The organism is Streptacidiphilus neutrinimicus (assembly GCF_000787815.1).
Taxonomy (GTDB): domain Bacteria; phylum Actinomycetota; class Actinomycetes; order Streptomycetales; family Streptomycetaceae; genus Streptacidiphilus; species Streptacidiphilus neutrinimicus.
Genome location: NZ_BBPO01000023.1, coordinates 24,552 through 38,792 on the forward strand (window position 1 = coordinate 24,552; position 14,241 = coordinate 38,792).

General features: G+C 71.8%; 14 protein-coding genes and 1 pseudogene. 3 read left to right on the forward strand and 12 right to left on the reverse strand.

Features of this window, described 5'->3' with window-relative positions; translation table 11 throughout:
- Nucleotides 1-28 precede the first annotated feature (28 nt).
- Nucleotides 29-1,411, reverse strand: coding sequence for a glycine--tRNA ligase (locus TR48_RS16825; RefSeq protein ID WP_042367880.1), 1,383 nt, complete (start codon nucleotides 1,409-1,411; stop codon nucleotides 29-31).
- A 228-nt stretch (nucleotides 1,412-1,639) separates the two neighbouring features.
- Here TR48_RS16825 and TR48_RS16830 point away from each other — a divergent pair, with 228 nt between their 5' ends.
- Complete coding sequence (locus TR48_RS16830; protein ID WP_042367881.1) at nucleotides 1,640-2,077, forward strand: Fur family transcriptional regulator; 438 nt, start codon at nucleotides 1,640-1,642, stop codon at nucleotides 2,075-2,077.
- A gap of 4 nt (nucleotides 2,078-2,081) precedes the next feature.
- Here TR48_RS16830 and TR48_RS16835 read toward each other — a convergent pair whose 3' ends face one another.
- From TR48_RS16835 to leuA, 4 genes are all read right to left on the reverse strand, one after another.
- On the reverse strand, nucleotides 2,082-2,921 hold the full coding sequence (locus TR48_RS16835) for an isoprenyl transferase (protein ID WP_042368004.1): 840 nt from the start codon (nucleotides 2,919-2,921) through the stop codon (nucleotides 2,082-2,084).
- Between the two features lie 48 nt (nucleotides 2,922-2,969).
- Nucleotides 2,970-3,716, reverse strand: coding sequence for a DNA repair protein RecO (recO, locus tag TR48_RS16840; protein WP_042367883.1), 747 nt, complete (start codon nucleotides 3,714-3,716; stop codon nucleotides 2,970-2,972).
- Between the two features lie 82 nt (nucleotides 3,717-3,798).
- Complete coding sequence (locus tag TR48_RS16845; RefSeq protein ID WP_042368006.1) at nucleotides 3,799-4,461, reverse strand: hypothetical protein; 663 nt, start codon at nucleotides 4,459-4,461, stop codon at nucleotides 3,799-3,801.
- A 179-nt stretch (nucleotides 4,462-4,640) separates the two neighbouring features.
- Nucleotides 4,641-6,410, reverse strand: coding sequence for a 2-isopropylmalate synthase (leuA, locus tag TR48_RS16850; protein ID WP_042367897.1), 1,770 nt, complete (start codon nucleotides 6,408-6,410; stop codon nucleotides 4,641-4,643).
- Between the two features lie 328 nt (nucleotides 6,411-6,738).
- Between leuA and TR48_RS16855 the strand changes: the two genes are divergently transcribed.
- Nucleotides 6,739-7,014, forward strand: coding sequence for a protealysin inhibitor emfourin (locus TR48_RS16855; RefSeq protein ID WP_042367898.1), 276 nt, complete (start codon nucleotides 6,739-6,741; stop codon nucleotides 7,012-7,014).
- A 102-nt stretch (nucleotides 7,015-7,116) separates the two neighbouring features.
- Here the strand turns inward: TR48_RS16855 and TR48_RS16860 are convergent, their stop codons facing one another.
- Nucleotides 7,117-9,627 (reverse strand): beta-glucosidase family protein, encoded by a 2,511-nt coding sequence (locus tag TR48_RS16860; RefSeq protein WP_042367900.1) that lies wholly within the window; start codon nucleotides 9,625-9,627, stop codon nucleotides 7,117-7,119.
- Nucleotides 9,628-9,679: 52 nt separating this feature from the next.
- A complete protein-coding gene (locus TR48_RS45585) occupies nucleotides 9,680-10,021 on the reverse strand; it encodes a hypothetical protein (RefSeq protein ID WP_052442725.1) in 342 nt (113 codons plus the stop codon).
- A gap of 226 nt (nucleotides 10,022-10,247) precedes the next feature.
- Between TR48_RS45585 and TR48_RS45590 the strand changes: the two are divergent.
- Nucleotides 10,248-10,404, forward strand: a pseudogene (locus TR48_RS45590) (LacI family DNA-binding transcriptional regulator); the annotation flags it as partial.
- Nucleotides 10,405-10,755: 351 nt separating this feature from the next.
- Here the strand turns inward: TR48_RS45590 and era are convergent.
- The 5 genes from era to TR48_RS16885 form a co-directional block, all read right to left on the reverse strand.
- Nucleotides 10,756-11,682 (reverse strand): GTPase Era, encoded by a 927-nt coding sequence (gene era / locus TR48_RS16870; protein WP_042367902.1) that lies wholly within the window; start codon nucleotides 11,680-11,682, stop codon nucleotides 10,756-10,758.
- 35 nt (nucleotides 11,683-11,717) lie between these two features.
- The gene (locus tag TR48_RS16875) at nucleotides 11,718-12,317 is read right to left on the reverse strand and encodes a Uma2 family endonuclease (protein ID WP_236652178.1); all 600 of its coding nucleotides are present in this window, start codon (nucleotides 12,315-12,317) and stop codon (nucleotides 11,718-11,720) included.
- A 101-nt stretch (nucleotides 12,318-12,418) separates the two neighbouring features.
- The gene (locus TR48_RS43280; protein ID WP_161789845.1) at nucleotides 12,419-12,580 is read right to left on the reverse strand and encodes a hypothetical protein; all 162 of its coding nucleotides are present in this window, start codon (nucleotides 12,578-12,580) and stop codon (nucleotides 12,419-12,421) included.
- Nucleotides 12,581-12,677: 97 nt separating this feature from the next.
- Nucleotides 12,678-13,034: a cytidine deaminase-like protein gene (locus TR48_RS16880; RefSeq protein ID WP_042367905.1), complete on the reverse strand. Its 357-nt coding sequence runs from the start codon at nucleotides 13,032-13,034 to the stop codon at nucleotides 12,678-12,680.
- Between the two features lie 420 nt (nucleotides 13,035-13,454).
- Nucleotides 13,455-14,241 (reverse strand): M20 metallopeptidase family protein (locus TR48_RS16885; RefSeq protein WP_042367907.1); only part of this gene is annotated, 787 nt, incomplete at its 5' end.

Below are 14,241 nucleotides of genomic sequence, written 5' to 3' on the forward strand. Positions count from 1 at the left end.
CGGGAGCACGGCCTGCGGGAGCGCAGGGTCAGCAGCCGAGGAGCCTCGGGGCGAGGAACTGCTGGACCTGGTCGAGCGAGACGCGAGTCTGCTCCATCGTGTCGCGGTCGCGGATCGTCACCGCGTTGTCCTCGAGGGTGTCGAAGTCGACGGTGATGCAGAACGGCGTGCCGATCTCGTCCTGGCGGCGGTAACGACGCCCGATCGCGCCGGCGTCGTCGAACTCGACGTTCCAGAACTTGCGCAGGTCCGCAGCCAGGCCGCGGGCCTTCGGGGAGAGGTCCGCGTTGCGGGACAGCGGCAGCACCGCGACCTTGACCGGGGAGAGACGCGGGTCGAGACGCATGACGACGCGCTTCTCCATGACGCCCTTGGCGTTCGGCGCCTCGTCCTCGCGGTAGGCGTCGAGCATGAAGGCAAGCATCGCGCGGTTGACGCCGGCGGCCGGCTCGATGACGTAGGGGTACCAGCGCTCGCCGGACTCCTGGTCGAAGTACTTGAGGTCCACACCCGAGGCCTCGCTGTGCGAGGCGAGGTCGTAGTCGGTGCGGTTGGCGATGCCCTCCAGCTCACCGAACTCGTTGCCGCCGAAGTTGAAGCGGTACTCGATGTCCACGGTGCGCTTGGCGTAGTGGGAGAGCTTCTCCTTCGGGTGCTCGAAGAAGCGGATGTTCTCCTCGCGGATGCCGAGGCCGGTGTACCAGTCCCAGCGCTCCTGCAGCCAGTACTCGTGCCACTTCTCGTCCTCGCCCGGCTTGACGAAGAACTCCATCTCCATCTGCTCGAACTCGCGGGTGCGGAAGATGAAGTTGCCCGGCGTGATCTCGTTGCGGAAGCTCTTGCCGGTCTGGGCGATGCCGAACGGCGGCTTCTTGCGCGAGGTGGTCTGCACCGCGGCGAAGTTGATGAAGATGCCCTGCGCGGTCTCCGGGCGCAGGTAGGCCAGGCCGGAGGCGTCCTCGGTCACGCCCAGGTGGGTCTTGAGCATGCCGGAGAACTGCTTGGGCTCGGTGAACTGGCCCTTGGTGCCGCAGTTCGGGCAGTTGACGTCGGCGAGGCCGTTCGCCGGGAGCCTGCCGTGCTTGGCCTCGTACGCCTCCTCCAGGTGGTCCGCGCGGTAGCGCTTGTGGCAGGAGGTGCACTCGGTCAGCGGGTCGTTGAAGGTGGCGACGTGGCCGGACGCCTCCCACACCTCGCGCGCGAGGATCACCGAGGAGTCCAGACCGACGACGTCCTCGCGGCCGGTGACCATCGCACGCCACCACTGGCGCTTGATGTTCTCCTTGAGCTCCACACCGAGCGGTCCGTAGTCCCAGGCGGCTCGCTGACCGCCGTAGATCTCACTGCAGGGGTAGACGAAGCCACGGCGCTTGCTCAGGCTGACGATGGTGTCGATCTTGTCGGCGGCCACAGTGCTCTCTTCAGGTACGACGAAGCGGTCAAGGATGGATTTCCATGCACGCGGTTATCACAGGCTACCGGGCGGCGCAGGGGACGTTTCAAATCCGTGGTAGATTGAAAATCGTTTTCATGTGAATGCTGTCGTACGAAACGCTCCCGTGCGACCACGGACTGGCACAATTGCCCGGGGGGCTCGCGTCCTCCGCCATCAAACCGACAAGAAGCCGCAGGAGAGCCGGTGACCCCCGCGAACCCGTCGTCCCCAGCCAGGTCGACCCGTCAGCGCACCGCCGTCGCCTCCCTGCTCGCGGAGATCGACGACTTCCGCAGCGCGCAGGAGCTGCACGACCTGCTGAAGCACCGGGGCGACTCGGTCGGCCTGACCACCGTCTACCGCACCCTGCAGTCGCTCGCCGACGCCGGCGAGATCGACGTGCTGCGCACCGACGACGGCGAGGCCGTCTACCGCCGGTGCAGCAGCGGCCACCACCACCACCTGGTCTGCCGCTCCTGCGGCCGGACCGTCGAGGTCGAGGGACCGGCCGTGGAGCGCTGGGCCGAGGGCGTCGCGAGCGAGCACGGCTTCGTGGACGTCGCGCACACGCTCGAGATCTTCGGCACGTGCGCGGACTGCGCCGCACGGGCGACGCGGTCCGCCGACACGTCGGAGAGCTGAGGGCTCAGGGGGTCTGCACGGGGCCCGGCTGGGCCGGGACCTCGTTCGGCAGCGCCCCGCCGTAGCGGCGGTCGCGCATCGCGAACTCCTCGCAGGCCCGCCACAGGTCGCGGCGGTCGAAGTCCGGCCAGAGCACGTCCTGGAACACCATCTCGGCGTAGGCGGACTGCCAGAGCAGGAAGTTGGACGTGCGCATCTCGCCGCTCGGGCGGATGAACAGGTCCACGTCCGGCATGTCGCGGTGGTACATGTACCGGGCGAAGGTCTTCTCGTTGACCTTGCCCGGGTCCAGCCGGCCCTCGGCGACATCCTTGGCCAGCGCCGCCGCAGCGTCGGCGATCTCGGCGCGACCGCCGTAGTTGACGCACATGTACAGGGTCATCGCGTCGTTGTCGCGGGTCATCTCCTCCGCGACCTGCAGTTCCTGCACGACGGACTTCCACAGCCTGGGCATGCGACCCGCCCAGCGAATGCGGATGCCCATGTCGTTCATCTCGTCGCGGCGGCGGTGGATGACGTCTCGGTTGAAGTTCATCAGGAAGCGGACCTCGTCGGGCGAGCGCTTCCAGTTCTCGGTGGAGAAGGCGTAGAGCGAGAGGTTCTTCACGCCCAGCTCCAGGCAGCCCTTGAGCACGTCCAGGACGACGGACTCGCCGACCTTGTGCCCCTCCGTGCGCGGCAGCCCGCGCTCCTTGGCCCAGCGGCCGTTGCCGTCCATGACGATGGCGACGTGCTCGGGGACCAGCTCACCCGGAATCTTGGGCGGCTGCGCGCCGCTGGGGTGCGGCGGGGGCGGGAGGTACTCCCGGGTCCGCTTGCCGCCGAAGAGTCCGCGCCGTGCCACAGCCATGTGCCCTACTTCTTCTCTGCCACGTCAGCTACGACGTTTGCCTTAGTGGGCCACGTACCGGAGCGAACGCAGCCCGCGTTCCAGGTGCCACTGGACGTAGGCGGCGACCAGCCCGCTGCCTTCGCGGCGGTGCCGCGGCTCGCAGGCGTCCGCGGTCTCCCAGTCGCCGGACAGCAGCGCGCCCAGCAGATCCAGTGTCTCAGGGGAGGGTACGACACTCCCCGGCACCCGGCAGTCGGAGCACAGCGCTCCGCCGGTCTGCACGGAGAAGAAGCGGTTCGGCCCCGGCAGCCCGCAGGCCGCGCAGGCGGCGAAGGAGGGCGCGTAGCCGTTGACCGCGAGCGAGCGCAGCAGGAACGCGTCGAGCACCAGGTGCGGCTCGTGCTCGCCGCCCGCGAGGGTGCGCAGCGCGCCCACGAGCAGCAGGTACTGCTGGACGGCGGGCTCGCCCTCGTTCTCGGTGAACCGCTCCGCGGTCTCCAGCATGGCCGACGCGGCGGTCCAGCGGTCGTAGTCGACCGCTATCCGCCCCCCGTAGGGGGAGATCGTCTCGACCTGGGTGCACAGGGCGAGATGACGCCCGACGATCTCGTCCCCGCGGCAGAAGAACTGCACGTCCACGTGCGAGCAGGGCTCGAGCCGGGCGCCGAACTTCGACTTCGTCTTGCGCACGCCGCGCGCGACGGCGCGGACCCGGCCGTGCTGCCGGGTCAGGATGGTGATGATCCGGTCCGCCTCGCCCAGCTTCTGGGTGCGCAGCACCACCCCGTCGTCCCGGATCAGACTCATGGGTCCATTCTGACGCGTCGGCCCCGGTGCTCGGGACCAACCCCGCGGACCGACCCCTCGGGACCGGTTTCACGGGACGGCCTCAGGGACGCAGGGTGCGTGCCGCGACGCCGAGCGTCGCGTCCGTCTCCTCGCGGTTGAAGCCCAGGCACTGCCCGATCGCGCGGAGCACCGACCGCTCGGCCGGCCGGTAGGGCCCGTCCGCGAGCGCCACCAGCGCGCCCTGGGTCAGCAGCCGGGCGAGCCCCGGACCGAGCAGGTGCGGCGCGAGCGGCTCGATCGCGGTGTGCAGCTCGACGACGAGGGCGCTGCCGCAACCGCAGACGTCGCCCAGCGGGTCCTCGTCCTCGGTCGAGGCGGCGAGGTCCGCCAGCAGGCCCGGCTCGTCGAGGTCGGCCCAGCCGGCGTCGCGCAGCACCCCGATCGCGCTCTCCTTCACCGCGGGCGCGGCCCCCGGCCCCCCGGAGGCGGCGAGGACGGCGAGCGCGACGGCATGCTGCGCGTTGCGCAGCATGACCAGGAGCTGACCGGAGGTGGGGTGGGCGAGCGCGTCCAGCCCGTACCGGTGCCGGCAGGACGTGCACTGCAGGGTCGCCGCGGTGCGGCGCAGGGGCAGCAGCGGGATCCCCGCGAGCCGGAGCCAGTTGCGGCCGCGTTGTCTGCGGTAGTTGCGGTCGCCGCCGCAGGCGAGGCAGTAGAACTCCCCGAGCAGCTCGGTGTGCCACCGGGCTGAGACAGCGACCACGTGCGCCACGTTGGGCTCCTGCCTGCGTCGGCCGAGACCGCCCCGTCGCCGTCCCGACTGAGCAATGATGCTGCCACGCAGATGACGCCCTGTCAGCACCACGAACGAGGTTTAGGGGCGTAGCCCCAGGGGCGCGGGCTCTGCCCGACGCCCCTGGCTGGTGCAACCTGAGGTGGTGACTAACGCTGGGCGCGGTTGACGGCGGAGACGATCGCCTTGATCGACGCGCGGACGATCGAGGTGTCGATGCCGACGCCCCAGACGACCTTGCCGTCCACCGCGCACTCCCAGTACGCCGCGGCCTGCGCGCCCGAGCCCTGGCTCAGGGTGTGCTCGGCGTAGTCCAGGACGCGGACGTCGACGCCGACGCCGATCTGGCTCAGCGCGGTGACGAACGCGTCGGCCGGCCCGTTGCCGGTGCCCTCCAGGGTGACGTTCGCACCGTCGACGACCGCGTCGACGGTGATGGTCTCGGTGCCGTCCGCTGCCGAGGACGCCTGATGCGAGCGCAGCTGGATGCGGCCCCAGGGGGCGTCGGGCGTGGGCAGGTACTCGTCCTCGAAGACGGCCCAGATCTGCGCCGGGGTGACCTCGCCGCCCTCCGCGTCCGTCTTGGCCTGGATGATCTTCGAGAACTCGATCTGCATCCGGCGCGGCAGGTCCAGGTTGTGGTCGTTCTTCAGGACGTAGGAGACGCCGCCCTTGCCGGACTGGCTGTTGACGCGGATGACCGCCTCGTACGAGCGGCCGACGTCCTTCGGGTCGATCGGCAGGTAGGGCACGCCCCAGGTGTACTCGCCGACCGGCACGCCCGCGGCGGCCGCGTCCGCCTCCAGGGCGTCGAAGCCCTTCTTGATCGCGTCCTGGTGGGAACCGGAGAAGGACGTGTAGACCAGGTCGCCGACGTAGGGGTGGCGCTCGGCCAGCGTCATCTGGTTGCAGTACTCCCAGGTGCGCCGGATCTCGTCGATCTGGGACAGGTCCACCTCGGGGTCGACGCCCTGCGAGAACAGGTTCAGCGCGACGTTGACCAGGTCCAGGTTTCCGGTGCGCTCGCCCTGCCCGAACAGGCAGCCCTCGACGCGGTCGGCGCCGGCCATCACGGCCAGCTCGGCGGAGGCGACGCCGGTGCCGCGGTCGTTGTGGGGGTGGGTGGACAGCGCGACGAACTCGCGGCGCGACAGATTGCGCGACATCCACTCGATCTTGTCGGCGTAGACGTTCGGCGTGGAGCGCTCGACGGTCGTCGGCAGGTTCAGGATGATCTCGCGGCCCTCGGTCGGCTGCCAGACGTCCATCACGCCCTCGCAGACCTCCAGGGCGAAGTCCAGCTCGGTGTCGATGAAGATCTCCGGCGAGTACTGGTAGCCGAAGACCGTGTCGTCGCCCAGGATCTTCTCGGCGTACTCCATGACCAGGCGGGTGCCGTCGACGGCGATCTGCTTGATCTCGTCCTTGGAGGCGTGGAAGACGACCCGGCGGAACAGCGGCGAGGTCGCGTTGTACAGGTGGACCGTGGCGCGCGGAGCGCCGCGCAGGGACTCGACCGTGCGCTCGATCAGCTCCTCACGGGCCTGGGTCAGGACGGAGATGGTCACGTCCTCGGGGACCGCGCCGTCCTCGATGATCGAGCGGACGAAGTCGAAGTCGGTGGCGCCGGAGGCGGGGAAGCCGACCTCGATCTCCTTGTAGCCCAGCTTGACCAGCAGGTCGAACATGGCACGCTTGCGGGCCGGGGACATCGGGTCGATCAGGGCCTGGTTGCCGTCGCGCAGGTCGGTCGACAGCCAGCGGGGGGCCTTGGTGATGACCTTGCTCGGCCAGGTGCGGTCCGGCAGGTCCACGGTGCCGAAGGGTACGTAGCGCTGGAACGGCATCCCGGACGGCTGCTGGCGGACGGTCGCCGCCGTGACCGGGGTGGGACGCTCGTTGAAGGGCTGCTGGCTCATGGTGGGTGAGTCTCCTGATGCTCGTCGCTCCGAGAGGCGGCCGACGGCTGCGGAAATCAACTAACGCGCAGCACCCACCCCCGCGGCGAGGGAGTCGGCCTCGATCAACTCGGGCCCTCGCCGCGGCAGCTAAGAAGAAGCAGACCGCTACGCATGATGTCTGCCAGAGTAACCCAGACGCGACGGAGAGCTAAGCGAAACCCGCCGGTAGTCCGCTTGGTGAGACGGGAGGTCTGGACCACTGACCCCTTGGGTGGACTGCTCGCGGTCAAGAGTCAAGGGCCGAAAGCTCTCCTCTTTCGTCGCTCCTCGGAGCACACTGATTACTATGCGCATCATGGTCACCCGCACCGGCGGGTCCGCCACGACGGAGCACTGGGCCCTGCTCGACACCGAGGGTCGCCCTGACGCTCCCCACATCCATGCCCTGGTGCGCGAGGCCCTCGGCGCGTGCGGCCGCAACCCCTCCCTGGGCATGCCGCACGCCCCGAACTTCGCCTACGCCATCACCGTCGACGGCCGCCCGACCGGCTACTGCGCCGACCCGCAACTCACGTCCTCACAACGGTCGTTGATAGCCCTGGTGCTCAACGGCTCGGTCTGAGGGCCGGTCGACGCCGGCCCCACCCCGTCCCGACGTCCCACGTCCGGCGGCTGGGCGGCTCCCGCCCCGGCCCAGGCACGGCCAGGACGGGAGCCTGCGGCGTCAGCCGCGGAGAGGCACCTCCGCGGTGACGGTCAGGGGCAGGTCGGCCGCGCTGCGGCCGGCCTGGATCCGGTGGGTGCCGGGGCGGTTCGTCCAGGCCCCGTCCGTCCAGGTCTGGAAGGCGCGCAGCGGCACCCGCACGCGCGCCTCCGCACGCTCCCCCGGCCCCGCGGTGACGGCCGCGAAGCCGGCGAGCGCGGTCCGCGGGCGCGACGCCTCGGCGCCGTCCTGGGAGTCCGAGCCGTCCGGGGACAAGTAGAGCTGGACGACCTCGCGTCCGGCCCGTGCGCCGGTGTTGCGCAGCCGCACCACCGCCTCCACCGCTGCGGCGTACGGGTCGTCACCCGTCGGCGCGGGCAGGACGCGCACGTCCAGACCCTCGTAGGTCCACTCGGTGTAACCCAGGCCGTGGCCGAACCAGTAGGCCGGGGCGACGCCGCCGCGGCGCTGCCAGGCGCGGTAGCCGACGAAGAGGCCCTCGGCGTAGTCGAGCCGTCCGTCGGCCGGTTCGACGGCCAGGACGGGGGCGTCGGCCGCGGCGGCGGGCCAGGTGGTGGGCAGGCGGCCGCCCGGCTCGCGGGCGCCGGTGAGGACGTCCGCCAGCGCCGCCCCGGCCTCCTGGCCGGGGAACCAGGCGAGCAGGACCGCCGCGACCTGCTCGCGCCACGGCATCAGCACCGGCGCGCCGGCGTTGACGACGACCACCGTGCGCGGGTTGGCCTCCGCGACGCGGGCCACGAGCTCGTCCTGGCGGCCCGGCAGGGCCAGCGAGGCGCGGTCGACGCCCTCGCTCTCGACCTCCTCCGTCGTGCCGACGACGACCACCGCGACGTCGGCGGCGGCGGCCGCCGAGACGGCCTCCTCCATCAGCTCGTCGGCAGTGCCGACGGGCTCGCCATGGCCGAGGGTGAAGGAGACCAGGCCGAGGCCGGCGAAGCCCCCGTTCTCGGGCAGCGCGTACCGCAGCTTCAGCGCCACCGGCGCGGCGGCGTCCGCGACCTCCAGGTCGAGAACGCGCTCCGGCGGGTTGAGGAACGCGGCCGCCGGGTCCCCGCCCTCGGGGCGGACCTCCTCGTCGAGGAGCACCGCGCCCTCCGCCTCCAGGACGAAGGCGCCGACGCCGCGCACACCGATACGGTGCCTGCCCGCCCGGCCGGGCCGGAGCGTACCGGTGAGCTCGACCGCGGCGAGGTCCGCGAAGGAGACGCCCTCCGGCAGCTGCCCGATCCAGCGGGCCGTGCCGTCGGGCAGCGAGGCCGTGCCGAGCTCCGCGCCGTCGCGGCCGAGGAACCGGGCCTCGGTGCGGGCGGCGAGCGGGCGCAGGTGGACGTCGGGGTCCGCGCCGACTGCGTAGGCCAGGGCCGCGCCCTGCGGCAGTGCGGACCGCAGGCCCTCCAGCGGGCTGACCACGTGCGTCGGGAAGACCTGCGCGGACCCGCCGCCGCCGATCCGCGCCTCCTGCGCGGCCTGGCCGATCAGCGCGATCGTGCCGATGCGCCGGTCGTCGCCGCCGCCGAGCGGCAGCACGCCGTCGTTGGCCAGCAGCACCATGCCCGCCGCGGCGAGCTCGCGGGCGAGCGCCTCGCCATCGATCGGCGCGGGCAGCTGCTCAGGCGCGACGGCGGCGGGCGCGCCCTCCAGCAGACCGACCCGGGCGGCCAGCCGCAGCACCCGGCGGGCCAGCTCGTCCACGGTCTCCTCGGGCACCAGGCCGTCGCGCACCGCGCGGACCAGGTGCGCGCCGTAGACGGTGCCCGGGCCCGGCATGGCGACGTCCAGGCCCGCCAAGGCGTCGCGGACGGTGTCGCGGGCGGCGGTCCAGTCCGAGACCAGCATCCCGTCGAAGCCCCACTCGCCGCGCAGGACGTCGTTGTTCAGCTCCTGGTGCTCGGTCATGAAGTCGCCGTTGACCTTGTTGTACGCGGCCATCAGGCCCCACGGCGAGGCCTTGCGCACGATCGCCTCGAACGGCGCGAGGTAGAGCTCGCGCAGCGTCCGCTCGTCGACGCGGACGTCGACGGTGAAGCGTTCGGTCTCGGAGTCGTTGGCCACGAAGTGCTTGGGCGTGGCGCCGACCCCGCCGGACTGCACGCCGGACACGAAGGCGGCGCCCAGCTCGCCGGTGAGCAGCGGATCCTCCGAGTACGCCTCGAAGTGCCGCCCGCCGCGCGGACTGCGGTGCAGGTTGACCGTAGGCGCCAACACCACGTGCGCGCCCTTGCGGCGCGCCTCCTGCGCCAGCAACTGCCCCGTACAGTAAGCCAGTTCGACGCTCCATGAGGCCGCCAGTGCCGTCGGCGAGGGCACCGAGACGGACGGGTCGTCCGGCGTCCAGTTCTCTCCGCGCACGCCGGCCGGCCCGTCGGACATCACCAGCCGGCCCAGGCCGATGTCCTCGTTGGCCGGCAGCGACCACATGTCCGCGCCGGCGAGCAGGGCGACCTTGGCGGTCAGGTCCAGCTTGCCGAGCGCCGCCTCGACGGCCGTCTCACGCTGCTGATCGGGTGTCATCTCTCGTGCGTCCTTTCTCGCTCCCCCGGTAGCCGCCGAGTTCAACTGTCCGTCAGATCCACCCAATGAGCGAGGCCATGAACCCGTCGAAGTCGTCACGGTGGATCGTGTGCCCGGCGGCCTTGACCACACGCACCTCGAAACCGCCCTCGCGCAGCGTCTCCTGGTCCGCGGCGGAGAGCAGGAAGCTCGGGTCGACGACCTGGACCAGCGAGGACACGATCGGCGCGGCGGGCATCATCGAGTGTCCGCCCGCCTCGCCGAGCATGCCGACGGCGGCCCGGTCCCACACGGCCAGGGTCTCCAGCTCGACCTCGACGTCCTCGGGCGCCCAGCGCGGCTTCATCGCGGCCACGGACTCCCGGGTGGCGTGCGCGGCGAACTGCACGAACATCGCCGGGTCGAACGCGTCGCCCGCGGCGGGGGTGTTCGAGCCCGGGTCGGAGTAGACGGCCGTCCGGGACGCGGGCGCTCGACGGCGAGGGAGGGGGTGAGGCCGCCCAGGGAGTGCCCGATCGCCAGGTCGGCGCCGAGGGGCGGGGTGTCGACGAGGTCCAGCGCGAAGAGCTCGGGGGTGTACGCGCCGCGCTCGGCCGGCGCCCGGGCCGCGCAGCCGCCAGGTGCGGAAGTCGGAGCGAAACGTCATAACCGCACCCACCAGTGCGGACGTCGGCCGCCTGGCGGGCGTCTCCCGGACCACCGTCTCCTACGTGCTGAACGACACGGCGGGCGGTCGGGTCAGTGAGAAGACCAGGCTGCGCGTGCGCGCCGCCGCCGACCCCTGGTCCTGGCCGCGTTCCAGGACGCGGGCGTCGCCGTCCCGGCGGACGCGGCCCTCGTCGGCGCGGACGACCTCAGGCGGCCCGGGTCCTGCGGGCCCGCCTGACGTCGGCCCACGTCTCCCTGCCCAAGGGGCTGGCGCTCGCGGACCTGCGCTTTGCGGGCACGGGGAAGTCGCAGCAGCCCAGGGACGGGGGGAACTGCGCGACGAGCCGACCACACGGGGAGAGCTCCGAACGTGCAGGGCCAACCGGTCGTCAGTGGTTTCTCGCGCCCACGCGGCAGAGCCGCAGAGCCTCAGAGCCGAGAGCAGCCGGGCCCCGCCCCTGAGGTGAGTGCAACGGCTGCCTAGAAGCCGAGCTTGCGCAGCTGCTTCGGGTCCCGCTGCCAGTCCTTCGCGACCTTCACGTGCAGGTCGAGGAAGACCGGGGTGCCCAGCAGCGCCTCGATCTGCGTGCGGGCGGCCGTGCCCACCGCCTTGAGGCGGGCGCCGCGGGTGCCGATGACGATGGCCTTCTGGCTCTGGCGCTCGATGTAGACGTTCGCGTGGATGTCCAGCAGCGGACGGTCTGCGGGACGGCCCTCGCGCGGGATCATCTCCTCGACCACGACCGCCAGGGAGTGCGGCAGCTCGTCGCGGACGCCCTCGAGCGCGGCCTCGCGGATCAGCTCCGCGACCATGATCTGCTCGGGCTCGTCGGTGAGGTCCCCGTGCGGGTAGAGGGTCGGGCCCTCCGGCATCAGCGGGACGAGGAGGTCGACGAGCAGGTCGACCTGCTTGCCCTCCTGGGCCGAGACCGGGACGATCTCCGCCCACTCGATGCCGAGCTCGGCGCCCAGCTTGGCCACGTCGAGCAGCTGCTCGGCGAGACGCTTGGAGTCGACCAGATCCGTCTTGGTGACGATGGCGACCTTGGGCGTGCGCTTGATCCCGGCGATCTCCTTGGCGATGAACTTGTCGCCGGGACCGATCTTCTGGTCGGCGGGGAGGCAGAAGCCGATGACGTCGACCTCGGCCCAGGTCGTCCGCACGACGTCGTTGAGGCGCTCGCCGAGCAGCGTGCGGGGCTTGTGGAGCCCGGGCGTGTCGACGAGGACGAGCTGCGCGTCGGGGCGGTGCACGATGCCGCGCACGGTGTGGCGGGTGGTCTGCGGACGGTCGGAGGTGATCGCAACCTTGGTGCCGACGAGCGCGTTGGTGAGCGTGGACTTGCCGGCATTGGGCCGCCCGACGAAGCAGGCGAAACCCGAACGGTGCTGCTGGGTAGAACTCATGCGGCCATTCTCCCCTACGCGGGGAAGGCGTGCGGTCAGAGCCAGCGCTGGGGGTCGGTGAGGTCGATGTCGATCGGGAACGGGACCTCCAGCGTGAGCCGGCCACGGAAGATGCCCTGCGGCGCGTAGCTGCCGGTCGCCACCTCCCGTTCGAAGACGTGCACGGCGAGCTCGCCCTTCTCGTTCTCGACCCGCCAGTAGTGCGGAAAGCCGGCACCCGCGTACTTGCGCGGCTTGACGTCGCGGTCGCGCTCGACCGAATCCGGCGAGACGACCTCCACCGCGAGCAGCACGTCCTCCGGCCGGTAGTCGGACTGCTGGTCGTCGATGACGGCGGTCTTCGGCACGAGCATGAGATCCGGCTCGGGACGGTCACGCTTGCCCAGCGTGACCGTCATCTCCCGGATGACCGCCAGATCCACAGGGCGCGCGGCCAGCAGGCCGTACTCGAGCAGCCTGATCGCGTAGATATGGAAGTTGCGCTGTGGACTCATGAAGACGAGGTTCCCGTCGAGAAGCTCCGTGTGCGGAGGCAGGTCGGGGAGCCTGTCGAGATCGGCTGCGGTCCAGCCGCCCTCGGGCGGGATCGGCCAAGCCGGAGTGTTCGTCGGTGCGACGGTCATCGTTGCTCCCATGGGCCAGATCCTCGTCGTCCCGATCAGCGTACCCACAGCCTCTTGCTGATCACTCACCCGAACGTGGGAGCGTCGGTCCCGAGTGCTGGTCCGCCGGTGCGCTACTTGCCGCGCTTGAACAGCGCGCCCAGGCCGCCGATCACGGTGAACACGGCGACGACGATGGAGGCGGCGAGCCAGCCCGGGTTGTTGTCCTGTTGCCAGTGGCCCATGCCCATGAGCACGAACAACACGCCACAGACGAACGCGACGCCCTTCATCACGTCTGCTCCCCCACCGCCGCTCGGCACCGCGCGAACACCGCCGCCCCGACCCTAGTCGGCATCGGGGCGTTGGCAAGGGACCGGACTCGAACGCGCCTCAGTCGACGACGACGGTGTCCAGGACGACCGCGTCCGTGCCGGCCAGGTAGACCGGGGTGCCGGCGCCGCCGAGGTCGCGGGCGGCGGCCAGGTCGGGCTCGGCGAGGTGGTTGGCGTCGCTGACCACGGCCGCCGCCTCCAGGCTCTTCGCTCCGCTGGCCACGGCCATGGCGACGGCGGTCTGCAGGGCGCTGAGGTGCAGGGACGGGAGGGAGACGGTCGCGGCGACATACGTGCGGCCGGTCTCGTCGCGGACCGCGGCGCCCTCGGCGACGCCGTTGCGGGCGCGGGCCGCCCGGGCCAGAGTGATGATCTTCTTGTCTTCGGCGTCAAGCTCGACGGACTGCTCGCTCATGGCACGAGGATAAGGTCTGCGGCCCCGTCATGATCGGTCGTGTTCACGGTGTGGTCCCGACTTCGGGCTGCCGCCCACGTGCGGACCGTCGTCACCAGACTCCGTCCGATCCCGCGGCGGCCGCGTCCGGGGCCACCGCCGGCTCGCCGGTGGGACGCGTCCCGACCCCCGGCCCAGCGGGGTGGACTCGTCACCGAGACGCCCCCGGGGACCTCGCCGTCGCCTTCGGCGACGAACCGGGATCCGCTGTCGAGCGAGGCGGCGAGCCAGCCCTCGGCGGCGCGCCGGGCGGCGGCGTGGTCACGCCAGGGCGCCAAACGCCCCGGGCGCGGACCGAGTGGCTCCGGCGGAGGCGGATCCCGCCGGAGACGACCGGGAAAGGGTGCGGCCAGCGGCGCTGTCCGCGCCGCCCGCCGGAGCTCAGGCCCGGGCCAGGCGGCCCAGGGCCAGGGCGGCGAGCAGTGCGGCGCCGTCAGGGAGGACGGAGTCGTCGAAGAAGGCTTCCGGGCTGTGGTTGTACGGGGCGGTGGCGGGGTCGCGGTCCGGGGTGCAGGCGCCGAGGAAGAAGTAGGCCGAGGGGACGCGCTCGCAGACGTAGGAGAAGTCCTCCGCGCCCGCGAGGGGCTGGGCCATGGGGCGGAAGCGGTCCTCGCCGAGCAGTTCGCGGGCCGTACGGGCCGCGAACGCGGCCTCCGTCTCGTCGTTGCGGGTCACCGGGTAGAGGCGCTCGTAGCGGGCGTCGGCCTCCAGGCCGTGCGCGGCGGCGACGCCCCGCACCACCCGGAGCGTCTCCTCCTCGGCGCGGGCCCGGGCCTCCGCCGAGAAGGTGCGGATGGTTGCCGCGAAGGAGGCGTCGTCGGGGATGACGTTGTTGATCGTGCCGCCGTGGATGTGGCCCACCGTCACCACGACCGGGTCGAACGCGTCGAAGCGCCGGGTGACCATGGTCTGGAGGGCGGTGACCGCCTCGCACAGGGCCGGGATGGGGTCGAGGGCGGCGTGCGGGGCGGAGCCGTGGCCGCCGCGGCCGCGCAGGGTGACGTGGAGGGTGTCGGCGGCGGCCATCGCCGCCCCGGGGCGGCCGGAGACGACGCCGCCGGGCAGCAGGCCGCTTGTGACGTGGATGCCGTACGCGGCGATGATCTCCGTGCCGGCCGCCTCCAGCAGGCCCTCGTCGATCATGACCTTCGCGCCGCCGCAGCCCTCC

Excerpts from the sequence above, each read along its gene's own strand:
- recO (WP_042367883.1), bottom strand. The coding sequence starts at position 3,716 with ATGAGTCTGATCCGGGACGACGGGGTGGTGCTGCGCACCCAGAAGCTG.
- leuA (WP_042367897.1), bottom strand. The coding sequence starts at position 6,410 with ATGAGCCAGCAGCCCTTCAACGAGCGTCCCACCCCGGTCACGGCGGCG.
- TR48_RS16855 (WP_042367898.1), top strand. The coding sequence starts at position 6,739 with ATGCGCATCATGGTCACCCGCACCGGCGGGTCCGCCACGACGGAGCAC.
- TR48_RS16860 (WP_042367900.1), bottom strand. The coding sequence starts at position 9,627 with ATGACACCCGATCAGCAGCGTGAGACGGCCGTCGAGGCGGCGCTCGGC.
- TR48_RS45585 (WP_052442725.1), bottom strand. The coding sequence starts at position 10,021 with ATGTTCGTGCAGTTCGCCGCGCACGCCACCCGGGAGTCCGTGGCCGCG.
- era (WP_042367902.1), bottom strand. The coding sequence starts at position 11,682 with ATGAGTTCTACCCAGCAGCACCGTTCGGGTTTCGCCTGCTTCGTCGGG.
- TR48_RS16875 (WP_236652178.1), bottom strand. The coding sequence starts at position 12,317 with ATGGGAGCAACGATGACCGTCGCACCGACGAACACTCCGGCTTGGCCG.
- TR48_RS16880 (WP_042367905.1), bottom strand. The coding sequence starts at position 13,034 with ATGAGCGAGCAGTCCGTCGAGCTTGACGCCGAAGACAAGAAGATCATC.